This is a genomic window from Shewanella sp. ECSMB14101 (assembly GCF_000773485.1).
GTDB lineage: Bacteria > Pseudomonadota > Gammaproteobacteria > Enterobacterales > Shewanellaceae > Shewanella > Shewanella marisflavi.
Map to the genome: position 1 here is coordinate 1 of NZ_JSFF01000004.1, position 15,710 is coordinate 15,710.

Annotated in this window: 11 protein-coding genes; 4 read left to right on the forward strand and 7 right to left on the reverse strand. The window is 50.6% G+C overall.

Going from position 1 to position 15,710, the window contains the following annotated elements; translation table 11 throughout:
* Window positions 1–309 precede the first annotated feature (309 nt).
* The 6 genes from NY07_RS04895 to NY07_RS04920 form a co-directional block, all read right to left on the reverse strand.
* Window positions 310–741 (reverse strand): MarR family winged helix-turn-helix transcriptional regulator, encoded by a 432-nt coding sequence (locus tag NY07_RS04895; protein ID WP_033538236.1) that lies wholly within the window; start codon window positions 739–741, stop codon window positions 310–312.
* 8 nt (window positions 742–749) lie between these two features.
* Window positions 750–1,040, reverse strand: coding sequence for a putative quinol monooxygenase (locus NY07_RS04900; protein ID WP_033538237.1), 291 nt, complete (start codon window positions 1,038–1,040; stop codon window positions 750–752).
* A gap of 817 nt (window positions 1,041–1,857) precedes the next feature.
* Entirely contained in the window at window positions 1,858–4,761 is a 2,904-nt protein-coding gene (locus NY07_RS04905; RefSeq protein WP_033538437.1) for a TonB-dependent receptor, read from the reverse strand.
* 328 nt (window positions 4,762–5,089) lie between these two features.
* Window positions 5,090–6,094: a LacI family DNA-binding transcriptional regulator gene (locus NY07_RS04910; RefSeq protein ID WP_033538238.1), complete on the reverse strand. Its 1,005-nt coding sequence runs from the start codon at window positions 6,092–6,094 to the stop codon at window positions 5,090–5,092.
* A 23-nt stretch (window positions 6,095–6,117) separates the two neighbouring features.
* On the reverse strand, window positions 6,118–7,452 hold the full coding sequence (locus NY07_RS04915; protein ID WP_033538239.1) for a glycoside-pentoside-hexuronide (GPH):cation symporter: 1,335 nt from the start codon (window positions 7,450–7,452) through the stop codon (window positions 6,118–6,120).
* Window positions 7,453–7,466: 14 nt separating this feature from the next.
* The gene (locus tag NY07_RS04920; RefSeq protein ID WP_033538240.1) at window positions 7,467–8,825 is read right to left on the reverse strand and encodes a GH1 family beta-glucosidase; all 1,359 of its coding nucleotides are present in this window, start codon (window positions 8,823–8,825) and stop codon (window positions 7,467–7,469) included.
* A 211-nt stretch (window positions 8,826–9,036) separates the two neighbouring features.
* On the opposite strand from NY07_RS04920, the gene NY07_RS04925 reads away from it, so the two are divergent.
* The 4 genes from NY07_RS04925 to NY07_RS04940 all read left to right on the forward strand — a co-directional run bounded on the left by NY07_RS04925 (window position 9,037) and on the right by NY07_RS04940 (window position 14,970).
* On the forward strand, window positions 9,037–10,299 hold the full coding sequence (locus NY07_RS04925; protein ID WP_033538241.1) for a sugar MFS transporter: 1,263 nt from the start codon (window positions 9,037–9,039) through the stop codon (window positions 10,297–10,299).
* Entirely contained in the window at window positions 10,296–12,902 is a 2,607-nt protein-coding gene (locus NY07_RS04930; RefSeq protein ID WP_081953773.1) for a glycoside hydrolase family 3 protein, read from the forward strand. Before NY07_RS04925 ends, NY07_RS04930 begins: the two co-directional genes overlap by 4 nt.
* Window positions 12,903–12,929: 27 nt before the next feature.
* Complete coding sequence (gene mak, locus NY07_RS04935; protein WP_033538242.1) at window positions 12,930–13,862, forward strand: fructokinase; 933 nt, start codon at window positions 12,930–12,932, stop codon at window positions 13,860–13,862.
* 223 nt (window positions 13,863–14,085) lie between these two features.
* Window positions 14,086–14,970, forward strand: coding sequence for a DMT family transporter (locus NY07_RS04940; RefSeq protein ID WP_033538243.1), 885 nt, complete (start codon window positions 14,086–14,088; stop codon window positions 14,968–14,970).
* Between the two features lie 39 nt (window positions 14,971–15,009).
* On the opposite strand, the gene NY07_RS04945 is transcribed toward NY07_RS04940, so the two are convergent.
* Window positions 15,010–15,507 carry a glycine cleavage system protein R gene (locus NY07_RS04945; RefSeq protein WP_033538244.1) on the reverse strand — a complete coding sequence of 166 codons (498 nt, stop codon included), beginning with the start codon at window positions 15,505–15,507 and terminating at the stop codon, window positions 15,010–15,012.
* Window positions 15,508–15,710 lie beyond the last annotated feature (203 nt).

A 15,710-nucleotide genomic window follows, 5' to 3' on the forward strand; every position in this document is an offset into this window, starting at 1 on the left:
TTTTTGGCGAAATTGATTAGATCAAACAGCAGCATGCGTATCTACTGATTGATTGTAAAAGGAATTATCTGGGGATTTCCTAGATTGGGGCGTTATGTGCCTTCTATTGTGCTATTCGATCTATCGTTACAGTTACTTTAGGCGCAATTATTAAAACCATGATAGGAACTAAAATCATTGTTATTACAAAAGTCTGTTGCCATAGGGGTAATTGAAAATCTAGGGTTGTGAGTGTAAAAATTAGTAATGTAACAATAGGATAAACACACGTCCAAGTTAAAATAATTCTAAATAATTTTTCTTTCATATTTATCCCATTAATTTATTTATTTCATTAAAATATCCAGGAAGAACCTCGGATAAGCAGGTAACCCCTTTTTTTGTCAGTGTAATTTTCTTTGCTCTTTTATCGGTTTCATCATTACTCGAAGTCAATAAGCCATCCTCAATTAATCTTTTTAACGTCCTTGTCAATACTGGCCGTGATACGTCTAAACGTGATGCTATTTCATGTGCATAGAGGCTGGTTCTATCGGGCTCACGATCAATAACTATTAGTATTAAAAACCTTAGTTGCGAAAGGTCATGAACAGAAAAATAGGTTTCTATATTCCTTACTAGAAGGCTTGCTTGTCGCATTATGCTAAGAGCTTCAGTTATTGAGTTCTTCTCATCACTTGTTAAATCACTTGTATATTTATCAAGCATTGCTTTGGTTGGAAGTTCTTTTAGGAAAAACATATTTACCTTTAGGCTAGTTTGTTAAGTTTAGTTATTTCAGGGGGAGTTGCTAACCAGTCAATGTAAGCTTCAAAAACAGCTTTTGTATAATCCATTTCATGGTGAAGTTTCAAAGCATTGTCATCAATCCATTCTTCGTATAAGCACAAACTACCAGTTCCATCTTCATGGAGTGTGAACTCTAAGCACCCAGATTCATTTCGAGTCTGAGATATAATTTCTTTAATAGCTTCTTTTGATACTTCAAAGTATTTTGGTTTTGGTGTTATCTTGGCAAAAATAAACGTATGCTCATTCATAAATATTTCCTTTACCTCAAATGTAGTTATCATGGTAACTATATTTCAAATAAGGTCACTTTACAAGGCACATACAAGTGATTTAAATGGAAAATTAACAGTAGGCAATCGCTTCGCGATTATATCCAACCATTAACTTCCACTTCATGAGGCGTTATCCCATAGAAATTTTTATCCGAAACTGACAGGTTAGAGCTAAGGCTTTAACTCGAAAATGTCCAATTGAATTTAAGCGTCAGGCTATCCATTAACGTTTAATCGAAGAGACGATAGATACCAGTGTAAGCACGCTTTTGGCTCTCGGCGGCATGGACGCCGCCGTGAAGCCTCCAAGGACGGAATCTCGGCGTGCCAAAAGCGTGCTTGCACATAAGCCTGCCGCAGGCAATTCAAAACCATGACGGTTAACGCTACCATTAGCGAAGTAAAAACCTATGCCGCTAAAGATTACAAGCTAAAAAGCCAATACCTTTATTCTAAGGTCTACTTACTTTTTCCAAAAGCGAGTTAGGTTGAGGGTGGTTATTTGACACTAAGTTGTCATTCGATTCGGGTAAGATGATGAAGTGTTTAACGCTGAGCTATCTGATGTAGTCTCGATTTTGATTCGTTAGTGTCGGCCATGTGCAAAGTTTCATTGAGAGACTTGATTACTGTCGATACAGATAAAAAAAGCCGCGGCGGGTGCCGCGGCAAAGACCTAATCCCTGTCAATGACCTAAAGGGTTTCCATATTCGTTTGCAGTTAGGGTGCCTACCTTATAAAGCTGGGTAGGCTCACCCAAGGCGCTAAATTGATAGCGCCTGTTTTTCTTGCTTAGAAGTTGTAACGTACGCCAACGGAGTAACGGGCAGCGTTCTGCTGTGCAAGCAGCATTTGCTCCTCGTAGCGGCCGTAGACGCGTTTTTCTTGCTCAAGTACGTTGATGCCTTCGGCAAAGATGGACAGGCCGTCGGTGATCTGATAGCTCACGCTGATGTCCAACTGACCATAGGCCTCAGTGAACTGAGGAGCAGGACCACCGGCTTCAGCCTGACCCATGCCTGACAGGAAGGTATCGCGCCAGTTGTAGGCCAGACGCGCCTGCACGCCATAGTTTTCATAAAATACAGACATGTTGGCAGAGTCAGACATTCCGGGCAGGGCAAACTGCTCGTCCACGCGCTCTACGTCATACTCGGTATCGCCATCTACTAAGGTGTAGTTAGCGGCAAAACCAAAGCCTGTATCCCAGAACCAATGTTGCCATGCAATCTCAAAGCCGTTGATGTTTAGATCTTCGACGTTGTTAGGCTTGCTGATGTTCCACTCGGCAATGGGATCATTTCCTGATTGAGGTACGCGGCCGTCGGCATTGCCATAACCGTTGTCAATCAGCCATTGGAACACGGCTTCATCACTTGGGGTTTCATTGTTGGCGATCAGCTCAGCACGGGCTTGCTCGGCAGCTGGACCTGAGTATGGGTCACGCAGGTGATCGTATTCTACGGTTTCAATGGTATTCATCAGGAAGTTTTCCACTTCCTTGTTGAAGTAACCCACAGATACGTAGCTGGCATCGTCGTAGTAGTATTCCAGCGACAAATCGATGTTATTCGAGCTGAAAGGCTTAAGCGACGTGTTACCGGCGAAACCAGTACGCGAACCGACTTTCGGGATGGGTGTCAGAGCGGTAGTGGCACGCATTGACGCTAAGGTTGGGCGTGTAATGGTACGGCTATAACTCAAACGTGCAACCAGGTTCTCAACCACTTCCAGGTTAATATCTAAGTTTGGTAAAAACTCTTTGTAGTCATGGGTTTCATGGCTGTAAGAGAAATCATCGGCATAAACGGTTTGCCACTCTGTGGGGTTTAGCCAAACCAGTTGCTGAGCTTCTTGTTGCATGGAGCTGGCAGTAACGTTTGTTTGTTCATAGCGTAAACCGGCAACGATACTCAGAGGCATATCGTTAAATTCGCTGTCGATGTTTACCTGGATGTAGGCAGCTGTAGTGTCTTCCTCGATCAGGTGATCGTCCTGCCAAGGTGCTGAGACATACTCTACGTCATAGAGAGCCTCGGCTTTTTCCATAGCGGCTTGCTGATCGTAGCTGTAGTAGTAGGGGATCAACATGTCGCTACCACCACCTGAGAAGTCAGACAAGAAGTCTGAGCCCAGTCCCACATAGCTTACATCGTCTTCCCACAGTCCCATGTTGCCGTACCAGCCTGCGCTGATCGGGCCTGTGTAAGAGCCCTGTGCACGGGTTTCCATAGAGGTGAAAGAGACACCAAAGTCGATAGATGACAGGGCGTCGTTGTTATCATTTACCCATTGTCCGTCGAACTGGTACTGGTTAACGTCGGTTTCGTTGCGACCGGCACGAACCCCGGCAAATAGCGAGGCATAATGCTCAGGCAGCAGGTGTGGCTCGCCGTTGGGGTTGAGTGTGCCATAGTTGGCACCAAGCAGCGGGATCTCTGTGCTGGTAGCATCATAGGTCTTGTCGGCGATGTTGAGCGCGCCTAGGATAAAGAACTTGTTATCGGCATAGTCACCCAATGTACCTTCGGCGGTGGCATTAGAATCATGGGCATCGAAGCTTAGCGCAAGGTTATCTGTCGCCTGCCATTTAATGTTAAAGCCAAGCGAATTATTGATATTGTCTGAAGCGTTTTGCTGCATGGTACTTGAGTAGTCGCCGCCCACTTCGGTCACATAATCAAAGGTGCCGTTTTCATTGATATGAGCTTCGGTGGCGTTGCCTGGACCTGAGAACCATAGACCCCAAGTGTCAGTATTGGAGACATCAGACAGCTTGGAGTAGGTATAATCCAGCGTCATTTCGATGTCATCGTTAGGGGCATACTGGAATACCAGCTGAGCGTTGGTACGTTCACGCTCGGTATCCTGGCTGGCAAACCCTATGTTACGGGCGTAGAAGGTATTGCCGTAAGGGTTTTTGTTCTCGTTTACTACGACGGCGTTAGGGTTTAACTCGCCATCTATGTTCTGGCGCCATCCGTCAATCGTGGCTTTCTTGGTGTTGCTGTCGCGCTTCTGGTAAGAGGCTGATAAACCCAGACCGAAAGAGTCATCCAAGAAGGTGTTGCTGAAAATACCTGAGATCTCAGGTGTCACAGAGCTGCCATCTTCTACGCTAGTGTCATGATGGGCCTTCACGCCAATGTTGGCCACAAGATCACGGGTGTCGAAAGGGCGGGCAGTACGGATGTTAATGGTTGAACCTATGCCACCAGAGCTGACATCGGCCTTACCGGTTTTGTAAATTTCTACACCGCTGACCGCATCAGAGGCGAGGTTAGCAAATTCGAACGAACGGGTCGATTCGCCAGCTACCTGAGCGGTGGGCATAGTACGGTTATTCAGTAGTACCAGGTTAAAATCGGGGCCAAAGCCACGTACTGTCACCTTGCTGCCTTCACCGTTGACACGGTCGATAGACACACCAGTGATTCGTTGTAGCGATTCGGCTAGGTTGGTGTCGGGGAATTTACCGATATCTTCGGCAGAAATGGCATCCACTACACCGGCGGATTGGCGTTTGAGTTCCATGGCTTTAGCCTGCGAACCTCGTACACCTGTGACTTGGATAACTTCGATATCACCGTTCACCACAGGGGCTTCTTCGGCAATGGCGGGTAGGGCAGACAGAAAGCCCAGTACCAGAGATACACTGGTAGCTAGCTTTGATTTTTTGAATTGTAATTGTTGCATCAGGTTCCTCTCCCAGAGACCCTTGGCTGCGGTGCAGCTCGGGACGCTATTGTTGTAAAGCTTACAGGTTTGCATACAACTTCGCCTGCGAGTATAAATGTAAGCGCTTACATAAATTAAGATGATGACGTTTTTATGTCAACCATTTGTGGGTCAAATGTTGGAAAAATGTTTGGCTAAATTTTTGGGATATTCGCCATAACTTAATCTAACTCATTGTAATGGCGTGATTTAGATGGTATGTCGGGGCGTTCAAATAATCATCTGAAAAAATGTAAGCGCTTACAGTTTTTCAGATTTTGTCACCCCTGGATGGAGAAAAAATAGATTATGCCTTAGGAGGTTGAACCGATTCTCGTACAACCAGCTCAGGTTCGAAGCGATGACTAAAGTTCACCTCGCGATTGTCATACACCTCTTTTAAGACCCAATTGGCCGCCATGTGTCCCATATCTTGTATCGGGTTACACACGGTTGTGAGCTTGGGAGAGATATACCTGGGGAAGGGGATATTGTCGAATCCCACGAAGGAGATATCCTGGGGGACCTGTAATCCTCGCTCGAGGCAGAGCGCAATAGCACCCGATGCCATCTGATCGTTGGCGCACACCACAGCGGTAAAGGGCTGACCACGCTCAAATAGCACCTCCATGCCCTCATAGCCACCTTCTTCACGAAAATCGCCTTCAAAAAACAGCCGTTCATCGAAGGTTAGCCCTTTTTCTGTCAGCGCCTGTTTATGGCCTTCGAGACGTTCTCTGGCATCGAGCTTAAAGAGCGGCCCGGAAATGTAGGCCACCTGCTGATGACCGTGTTCCAGCACGTGGCGACTGGCAAGCAGGCCGCCCTCGAGATTATTCAGGTGTACACAGCGATCTTCAATGCCATCCACATGGCGGTTGATCAGTACCACAGGGGTTTTGCCCTTGCAGAGTTTCTGCAAGTATTCATTGGAGAGGATTTCGGCATCCACAATCAGCGCATCGCAGCCGCGAGACAACAGAAACTCTACCGCATCCTTTTCCTGGGCTGCATCACTGTGTCCGGCGGCAATGATCACATGCTTGTTGGCAGCGCGTAGTACCGATTCGATTTCCCGCATCAAGGGACCGTAAAAAGGACCATCGAGCTGGGAGACCAAGACGCCAACACTGTTAGAACGGTTGGACGCCAATGACTGGGCTATGCTGTTAGGACGATAACCCAGCTGCTCCATGGCATCATGGACTTTTTTGCATGTCTTTTCGCTGACTTTGCCTGTGTTGTTGACTACCCGGGAGACGGTCGCTAGCGACACGCCTGCCAGGATGGAAACGTCATAAATTGTGGCCATGAGAGCTGGCTTTCCTTGAACTGCTATGTGCCTGAATGTTTTTGTTCCAGCGCCAGACTGATTTGTGCCACGCGCTGACTGTCTAGTGTATAGCGTCGCATGATAAAGGCAACTGCGATTGAAGCCAGTGCCGGATACAGGGTAAAACAGAGCACCATGCCATTCAGTGTGTCCTGGCTTTGGGTGGTATCAGCCTGATATCCGTAGACGGCAAGCAGCCAACCGGCTAAGGCCCCGCCTATAGCCAGGCCAAGCTTGATAAAGAAGATCACCGATGAGTAGACCAATCCAGTGGTGCGCACCCCGGTTTTAAATTGGCCATAATCCACGGTATCAGCCATTTTGGCCCATAACAGGGGGGTGCCCATATTGATGGTGAAGTTCCAGGCGACATAGAGCACCAGTGCCAGCATATATTGATCGCTTGGGACAAACCAGGCGAGCAGGCAAAGTGCTGCGGCAATCAGCTGTAGCCGGATATAGGCCTTGACCTTACATACCTTGTCGGCAAGCTTTTTCGCCAGTCCCACCCCAAAGATATTGCCGATCACGCCGCAGGTGACGAACAGACTGATCATCTCCTCGCGTCCCAGCACATATTTGACGTAATAGATGGCGAGCGTCGATTTGAGTACCAGACCGGTGAGCAAGAAGATGGCCGCTCCCGACAGTACTCGCCACTGATCATTGGCCCACAGCGCCTTGGCTGCAGCCTTTGGATCATCGCCGCTATCATCAGTAGAGAAATCCCGTTCCTTGGTGCCGGCAAAACAGAGCAGAAACATCACAGTGCCCACTATGCTCATGGCAAGAATAGTGAGCTGATAGCCCTTGGCCTTGTCTCCTTCACCAAAAAAATCCACCAGGGGCAGGGTGAGGGAAGTGACCATGAGTCCACCCAACATGGCAAACACAAAGCGGTAGGATTGCACCGACACCCGTTCGGCCGGATTGGTGGTCAGGGCCGCGCCGAGGGCACAATAGGGGATGTTGATAGCGGTATAGGCCAGCATCAATAACGCATAGGTGATTAGGGCATAGATCTCTTTGCCGCTTTCGCTAAAGTCGGGTGTGGTAAACGCCAGCACACTGATGGCGCCAAAAGGGAAGGCAAACCAAAGCAGGTAGGGACGATAGCGGCCGAAACGGGTCTTGGTGCGATCGGCAAAGTAGCCCATCAGGGGATCGGTCACCGCATCCATTATGCGTACGGCTAAAAACATGGTGCCAACAAAGGCGGCCGATATTCCAAAAATGTCGGTGTAGAAAAATGTCAAAAACAGCATGACGGTTTGGAATACTATGTTGCTGGCGGTATCGCCAAGCCCGTAGGCGATTTTTTCTCTGACGCTTAACATGGCGACCTCCTTTGTTATTGTTGGCTTAGCGAGTGTCTGAGTGCAAGCATTTCTTGGTAGGCCTTAGCGCTCGATTTGAGGGTGCGCTCTTGGGTGGTGTAGTCAACGTATACCAAGCCAAAGCGTTTACGATAGCCTTCGGCCCATTCGAAGTTATCCATCAAACTCCAGGCGAAGTAGCCTTTAACCTCTACGCCCGCTTCAATCGCGTCATGTACTGCCAGCAGGTGTGATTGTAGATAGTCGAGTCGCATTGGGTCATGTACCTCACCTTCGCGGACCATATCGTCTTCGGCGGCGCCGTTCTCCGTGATGTAGATAGGTGGCAGGTCAAATGTCTGTGACAGGTCCTTTAACAGATCGGTAAAGGCATCTGGGCAGATCTCCCAGTCCATGGCTGTGCGGGGAACATTCGCTATGCGCACGTCCTCAAAGCCCAGATCGCCACCGGCTTGATACACATTACGGGTGTAATAGTTAATGCCGAGGTAATCCATTTTCTCTTGAATGATCTCCATGTCACCGGGCTGTACGGGTGGCTGCTCATCTGTGTCTAGGCTATTGATGATGTCGGGATAACGTCCTTCCATCAGTGGCATCAAATACCAAATATTATGGTATTCATGAGCTTTGCGGGCAGCCTCTCGATCTGCTTCGCAGTCCTGGAAGGCGTAGGCGGGGCTGAAGTTAAGGACTATGCCAGCCTTGGCATGGGGGGCGAAACGGCGAATTTCAGCCATGGCCAGGCCATGAGCTAACAGCAGGTGATGGGCGGCGGCACGGCCTTCCTTGCGACTGCAATGTCCGGGGGCGTGAATACCTACCTCATAGCCAAGAAAGGCGCTGCAAAATGGTTCGTTAAGCGTGGAGTAGGCATAGACACGATCTCCTAGTGCCTGAACCACAATGCGGGTGTAATGGGCGAAGGCGAGGGCAGTATCTCGGTTAAGCCAGCCTCCCTTATCTTCAAGATGTTGAGGTAAATCCCAGTGATATAAGGTAACAAACACCTTGATATTACGCAGGTTAAGCGCATCGATCAGGCCAGAGTAAAACGCCATTCCCTCACGATTGATGCTGCCATCCTGGTTCAGCACTCGCCCCCAGGAGATTGACAACCGGTAAGCATCGACACCGAGGGAAGCGATTAACGCCACATCTTCGCGCCAGCGGTTGATATGATCACAGGCCACTTCGCCATTCGAGCCATCGGCAATCTTACCGGGCTGGGCGCAAAAAGTATCCCAAATACAGGGAAGGCGATGGTGAAGATCACCTTCAATTTGAAAAGAAGCAGTGGCGACCCCGAACAAAAAGTCTTTTTGCATCATGGCCGAATCACTCGGTAGTGTGAATGCTGGTATTTGTTTCATTGTTGTTCTGTTCCTGAAATTATCCCTACTCACCTGTGGTGCCTGCCACTGACCCTTATGGATTCAATGATTCCTTGGGCAAAATAGGTTGACAAGGGTTAAGGTAATGTTAAAAATGAAAGCGCTTACATTAATCTAGTGGCAGAACCGAAAAAGGTCAATCACCAATATGGTTCACACTGCCCAACGCAGCAAATTTAGGGGAGAGAAGATGGCAACCACACCTAGCCAGAGTGTTGCAGTATCGCAAGGCGGCCAGACGGAAAACAACCGTTTTGCGTTGGTCTCATTGACGACTTTGTTTTTTATGTGGGGGTTTATTACCTGCCTGAATGACATTCTAATTCCGCATCTTAAAGCGGTATTTAACTTAAATTATACCCAGGCGATGCTGATCCAGTTCTGCTTCTTCGGCGCTTACTTCTTGGTATCCGTGCCAGCGGGCGTCATGGTAAAACGCTTGGGTTATCAAAAGGGCATAGTGTTGGGGCTGCTCATCGCTGCGCTTGGCTGTGGCCTGTTTTATCCGGCAGCGGCTATAGCCAGCTACGGGTTATTTCTGGGCGCGCTTTTCGTCTTGGCCAGCGGTATTACCGTGTTGCAGGTGGCAGCGAACCCCTATGTGACAGCGCTAGGTTCGGTGGAGACGGCATCGAGCCGCCTGACACTGACTCAGGCGTTTAACTCCCTTGGCACCACAGTTGCGCCAGCTTTTGGTTCAGTGCTGATTTTGTCGGTCGCGGTGGAAGCATCAGCGCAAGCAGAGGCCGAAGCGGTCAAACTGCCGTATCTGCTCCTGTGTGGCATGTTGCTCATCCTGGCTGTGGTGTTTGCGCTGCTTAAATTACCCCATATTCAAGGGCAGGAAGAAGAAACCCTAACAGGTGCTGAGGCAAGTAAGCCGGTTTCGGCGCTGAGTCATCGTCATCTGGTATTAGGGGCTGTCGGTATTTTTGTGTATGTGGGCGGCGAAGTGGCTATCGGCAGTTTGCTGGTGAATTTCCTCGGTCAAGCTCATGTGGCGGCAATGGCTGAAGCCGAAGCGGCGCACTATATCGCCTTTTACTGGGGAGGCGCCATGGTCGGTCGCTTTATCGGGGCTGCTGTGATGCAAAAAATTCCGGCGGGCAAGGTGCTCGGCTTTAATGCCACCATGGCAGCGCTCCTGGTGGTGGTTGCTGTGGTCAGCGAAGGGGCCGTGGCCATGTGGTCGATTCTGGCTGTGGGCCTGTTTAACTCTATTATGTTCCCTACTATTTTCAGTTTGGCTTTGAAAAACTTAGGCCCAGCCACTGCACAGGGTAGCGGTATCTTATGTCTGGCGATTGTGGGTGGAGCAGTCGTACCACTGGCTCAAGGTATGCTTGCCGATGCGGCGGGCTTATCCGTGTCCTTCTTACTGCCGGTTCTTTGTTACGCCTATATCTTGTTTTATGGACTTAACGGGTCAAAGCCTGCGGAGGAACGCGCATGAAACGGACGCTAACGCGAACAGCGGTGCTGATCTGTGGCGTGCTGGGGTTGACCACTGTGATGGCGGCGCCAAGCGGGGGAACAACCGCAGAAACTGGCTCATTCATAGATGGCAAACGTGTCGAGTTGTGGCCACAAGGCGTGTATCGCGCGCCTGTAGATGCCACCCTTGAGGCCCGGGTTGATGCACTGCTTGAGCAGATGAGCCTTGAGCAGAAGGTGGCGCAAATCATCCAGCCTGAAATACGTGATTTTAGCGTAGAGGATATGCGCCGCTTTGGTTTTGGTTCTTTCTTAAACGGTGGCGGTTCTTTTCCAGGTAACAATAGCAAGGCCACCGCAGCCGATTGGGTAAAGCTTGCCGATGCTATGTATCAGGCGGCCATGGATACTGAGCTAGATGGCATTGCCATACCGCCCATATGGGGTACGGATGCGGTACATGGTCATGGCAATGTGTTTGGTGCGACCTTGTTCCCGCACAACATAGGTTTGGGCGCCGCGCAAAACCCAGCGCTTATCAAAGCAATCGCGGCAGCGACGGCCAAGGAAGTGCGGGCGACGGGCATCGACTGGGTGTTTGCCCCCACTGTGGCGCTGGTGGACAACCTGCGCTGGGGTCGAACTTACGAAGGTTATGCCCGCGATCCAGAACTGATTGAACGTTATGCTCGCGCCTTTGTGGCAGGTATGCAGGGCGAGGGTGATGCCTGGCTGGATGGCGAGCATACTCTGGCGACTGCCAAGCATTTCATTGGTGATGGCGGCACAGAAAATGGCGATGACCGAGGCGATACCCGGGTAGATGAACAGACCCTTATCGCCAGGCATGGACTGGGGTATGTAGGGGCGCTTGAGCAAGGCGTGCAAACCGTGATGGCTTCGTTTAACAGCTGGAATGGTGAAAAGCTTCATGGCAGCCAGTATCTCCTTACTCAAGTGCTTAAACAGCGGTTGGGATTTGACGGTGTTGTGGTAGGCGATTGGTTGGGGCATGGCTTTGTGCCAGGCTGCAGCTATGAGCGCTGCGCCGCCGCGATCAACGCGGGGGTGGATATTTTGATGGCCCCTGGTGATAGCTGGAAGGCGCTTTATCCTAATACCATTGCCGACGTTAAATCTGGTGCCGTACCGAAAAGTCGTCTCGATGATGCGGTGAAGCGTATTTTGCGGGTTAAGCTGCGCGCCGGACTCTTTGATGGGGTGTCTCCCGCAAAACGACTGTTTGCCGGTGATGCCAGCTGGATTGGACATCCTGAGCACAGGGCGCTTGCTAGAAAAGCGGTGGCAGAGTCTTTGGTACTGCTGAAAAACAACCCAGTTGATGGGGCGCCTTTGTTGCCCATCAAGTCATCTGCCAAGGTGCTGGTGATAGGTGAAGGGGCGGATAATGTTCCCCAGCAGTCTGGTGGCTGGAGCATGACCTGGCAGGGTACTGACGTGACCAATGCTGACTTCCCAGGTGCCACCTCTATATTTGCTGGGTTCGCCGAGGCGCTTAAGGCCGGCGGCGGTGAGGCACGTCTCAGTGTCGATGGCAGTATCCCCGAAGATTTTAAGCCGGACCTAGTGGTAGCTGTGTTTGGTGAGTCGCCTTACGCCGAGGGCAATGGCGACCTGGATAATCTTGAATACCAGCGTGGCGATAAGCGTGATTTGGCCATGTTAGCACGCGTCAAGGCGGCAGATTTGCCCTTGGTGTCTGTGTTCTTGTCAGGCCGACCGCTATGGATGAACCCTGAGCTTAACGCATCAGATGCCTTTGTCGCTGCTTGGCTACCAGGCAGCGAGGGCGCAGGTGTGGCCGATGTGCTGGTAGGCGATAAAGCGGCAAAGCCAAGACAGGACTTTGTTGGACGTCTGCCGTTTCCATGGCCTGCAACCCCTGCTGACGATGGTTTTCAATTAGCGGGTATCAATGCAAGCACCCAGGCTGAATCGTCGAAGGCGCCACTGTTCCCCCTTTGGGAAGGTTTTAGTTATCAAGAGGATGCCTCGCTTGCCAAGCTAGATGAGTCTAGCGGTGATGAAGGGGTTCCAACCAGACTGGCCATTTTCAATAAGGCTCTGAAGGCGCCCTGGCATCTGGCCGTAGGGGACGAGGCTAGCATGCATAGGGTAGGGGCAGGAGTATGGCAGCAAGGGCCCTGGTCGGTAAGAAGCATTAACCGAGAGGTACAAGAAGATGCGCGCCGCTTTAGCTTTGCCGCTGCTGGACGCTTGAGTTTTAGGGATGATTTCCCCATGGACCTGCGCCGCTTTAATCGTAAAACAGCGGTGCTGGGCTTTGATGCTGTGCTTGAGAAAACACCTGCCAATGCAGAGCTTTCCATGCAGTGCGAAGGTGCATGTGGTCAGGCGCTTAATCTGAGTACGAGTTTGGTGGCCGATGGCCAATGGCGTCGCTATCAGGTACCACTTAGCTGCTTTGGCCTTGGTGTCAATGAGCTGAGTAGCGTGTTTAGCCCCATGACCTTAGCGCTTGGTGCGGGTGATGTACTCACCTTGGCGAATATCGCGATTGAAGAGGCCAAAGCACCAAGTAGCGATTCGCCATCGCCTCATGTTTTGCTGTCAGATTGCGGCAAGCATCAGTCACTTTAATGATTTAACAGGTATTTGGAGAGCAGCATGTACCGAAGTGGGATAGATCTGGGCGGCACCAAGATTGAGTTGGTGACCCTGAACGACAATGGCGAAGAGGTGTTTCGCAAACGCGTTGCCACACCAAAGGAGTACCGTGCCACGCTGGAGGCGGTAGCATCCCTGGTTCACGCTTCTGAAAACGAGACCGGCCAGGTGGCCAGCATTGGCATAGGGATCCCTGGAGTGGTATCTGCAGTCACTGGTAGGGTAAAAAACTCCAATGCAGTATGGCTCAACGGCCAACCTATGGATAAAGACTTGGGAGCTATGCTGTCACGTGAAGTGCGTATCGCCAACGATGCCAACTGCTTTGCGCTTTCTGAAGCGGTCGACGGTAGCGGTGCAGGTAAAGCTGTGGTGTTTGGCGCCATACTGGGAACAGGCTGTGGCGCCGGGATCGCCATTAACCATAAGGTACACGGCGGTGGCAACGGCATCGGCGGCGAATGGGGCCATAACCCCTTGCCTTGGATGACGGCCGACGAGTTCAACTCTACACGCTGTTTTTGCGGCAATGCCGACTGTATCGAGACCTTCGTATCCGGTACCGGTTTTGTACGTGACTTTCGCGCTCATGGCGGCGAGGCTGCCAGCGGTATCGAGATCGTCGCCTTGATGGCCAAGGGCGACCCTCTGGCCGAGGCGGCATTTGGTCGTTTTATCGATCGTCTGGCTCGGGCGCTGGCTCATGTGATAAACGCATTGGATCCCGATCTGATCGTGCTTGGTGGAGGTGTCTCCAACATAGATCTGATTTATGAGTATCTGCCTGCACTACTTCCCAAGTATGTGCTTGGTGGCGAGTGTGCGACGCAGGTGGTGAAAAATCGCCACGGTGCTTCATCGGGTGTTCGAGGGGCTGCCTGGCTTTGGGCTCCTGGTGAGCATGCGGCTTTACCTGGGCTGACCACAGCGTGATAAGGCCGCTAGCTATCGGAGATTTTTAGGTTTTACGATTCACTTTCTGTCTGTAATGCCTCAGGGATGAGGCCCTTTTTGTACTTGTGTATTTGGCGCCCGGTCTTTTAGATTGAGGCGCCGTTTTTTATTCTGCACACACCATTGTAAAGTGATCATCGCCTCGGCAGAATAGTCGCCTGCTATTGGCTTATAGAGGTTTGGGGGAAGTGTGGCGAATTTGATGTTATTGATGGCGGCTGCCATTTGGGGCTTTGGCTTCGTGGCGCAGCGTCTGGGGATGGAGAGTCTCGAGCCTTTTGCCTTTAATGGTCTGCGTTTTGTGATTGGCGCACTGAGTTTGCTGCCACTGATCTGGATATTGAAACGTCGGGGCAGACTCAAAGGCGTGGCTGACAAAGATTTTTTACGCCAAGTACTCATAGGGTCACTTGGATGTGGCGGTATTTTATTTATCGCAGCTTCTTTCCAGCAAGTTGGCTTATTGCACACCACGGCCGCTAATGCTGGTTTTATTACCGGGCTCTATATAGTGCTGGTGCCAGTGCTCGGGTTGTTTTTAAAACACAGCACCGGCAGCAACACTTGGCTTGGTTGCGCCGTCGCCGCGGTGGGGCTCTATTTCTTAAGTGTGGGTGAGAATTTTACCATCGCATACGGTGATGGTTTGCAGCTGGTTGGCGCACTCTTTTGGGCGATGCATATACTGGCGGTGGACCATTTTGCCCGTAGAGTTGCTCCTGTGGTATTAGCTTGTGGCCAGTTTTTGGTGTGCGCTCTGGCCAGTTTTGTGGTCTCTTTGGCTATGGAGACCACTAGCATGGCGGGCATTCAAGCCGCCTGGGGCGCACTGGCCTATGCCGGTTTGGTCTCTGTCGGGGTGGCCTATACGCTGCAGGTGTTGGCGCAAAAGCATGCTCATCCGGCCCACGCGGCCATTATCTTAAGCCTGGAGACGGTATTTGCCGCCATAGGTGGCATGTTATTTCTGGGTGAAAGTCTGTCAGGTCGGGCGCTTTTTGGCTGTGGCTTGATGCTGCTGGGGATGTTGATAAGCCAGTTGCCGCTGCGGTATTTGATAAAATCGAGACACCAAAAAGCGGCATAACTGCCGCTTTTTGTTTGAGCGTTTATTAAGAATTAGGTGTTAATCGACAATATCCAGTACTACGTCGTCACCTATGGTATATAGCGCCTGAGTGAGCCGCTGCTCGGCGGCTTCATCTTTTACGCTTAAGCTAAAGTTGGCACGAAACAGGGCGACACCCGTGTGACTAGCGGTCTCGTAATGGGTGGAGAGACGTTCGATGTTGGCTCCCAGCTCGTTGATCTTATTTGAAATGTCATGTACCAGCCCGGGTCTGTCATAGGCCACCAAGGAGTAGCGGCGGATGGTTTTTGGTGCCAGTGCCTTGCGGGTTTTAGCGTAGGTGAGGGTCAGGCCTTCGATACACTCTAGGTTTTCCAGCAGTGTGTCCCAGTTAGCCGCGGGCACTTCGAGTAGCAAAATAGCCGCGAAGATACCGTCGATGTGGCGCAGTTCAGAGTCGAGCCAATTACCGCCGTGGCGGCTAACGCTATGGGCTATCTGTTCGACCAATCCCGGTTTATCGGCAACTTGCAGGGTAACTAAGTATCGTAACATTTCGCATCGGCTCCATCAGTTGGTTGAGTGCTGTGTATCGAGAAGACCAGGGCAAGGTGGGACCTTATTTAGCTTAGTCGTTAACAATCTAAAAAGCGGCTCAAAAAGCTAAATAACCTCTTATAATGATGACATTTTCGAGCTGTAACAATAGTGTCATCTTTGCGTCATATAATCCCGACTGTCAGAAAAAGGGCTTGCCT

Coding starts and splice junctions, on each gene's coding strand:
- NY07_RS04895 (WP_033538236.1), bottom strand. CDS start 741: ATGTTTTTCCTAAAAGAACTTCCAACCAAAGCAATGCTTGATAAATAT.
- NY07_RS04900 (WP_033538237.1), bottom strand. CDS start 1,040: ATGAATGAGCATACGTTTATTTTTGCCAAGATAACACCAAAACCAAAA.
- NY07_RS04905 (WP_033538437.1), bottom strand. CDS start 4,761: ATGCAACAATTACAATTCAAAAAATCAAAGCTAGCTACCAGTGTATCT.
- NY07_RS04910 (WP_033538238.1), bottom strand. CDS start 6,094: ATGGCCACAATTTATGACGTTTCCATCCTGGCAGGCGTGTCGCTAGCG.
- NY07_RS04915 (WP_033538239.1), bottom strand. CDS start 7,452: ATGTTAAGCGTCAGAGAAAAAATCGCCTACGGGCTTGGCGATACCGCC.
- NY07_RS04920 (WP_033538240.1), bottom strand. CDS start 8,825: ATGAAACAAATACCAGCATTCACACTACCGAGTGATTCGGCCATGATG.
- NY07_RS04925 (WP_033538241.1), top strand. CDS start 9,037: ATGGCAACCACACCTAGCCAGAGTGTTGCAGTATCGCAAGGCGGCCAG.
- NY07_RS04930 (WP_081953773.1), top strand. CDS start 10,296: ATGAAACGGACGCTAACGCGAACAGCGGTGCTGATCTGTGGCGTGCTG.
- mak (WP_033538242.1), top strand. CDS start 12,930: ATGTACCGAAGTGGGATAGATCTGGGCGGCACCAAGATTGAGTTGGTG.
- NY07_RS04940 (WP_033538243.1), top strand. CDS start 14,086: ATGTTATTGATGGCGGCTGCCATTTGGGGCTTTGGCTTCGTGGCGCAG.
- NY07_RS04945 (WP_033538244.1), bottom strand. CDS start 15,507: ATGTTACGATACTTAGTTACCCTGCAAGTTGCCGATAAACCGGGATTG.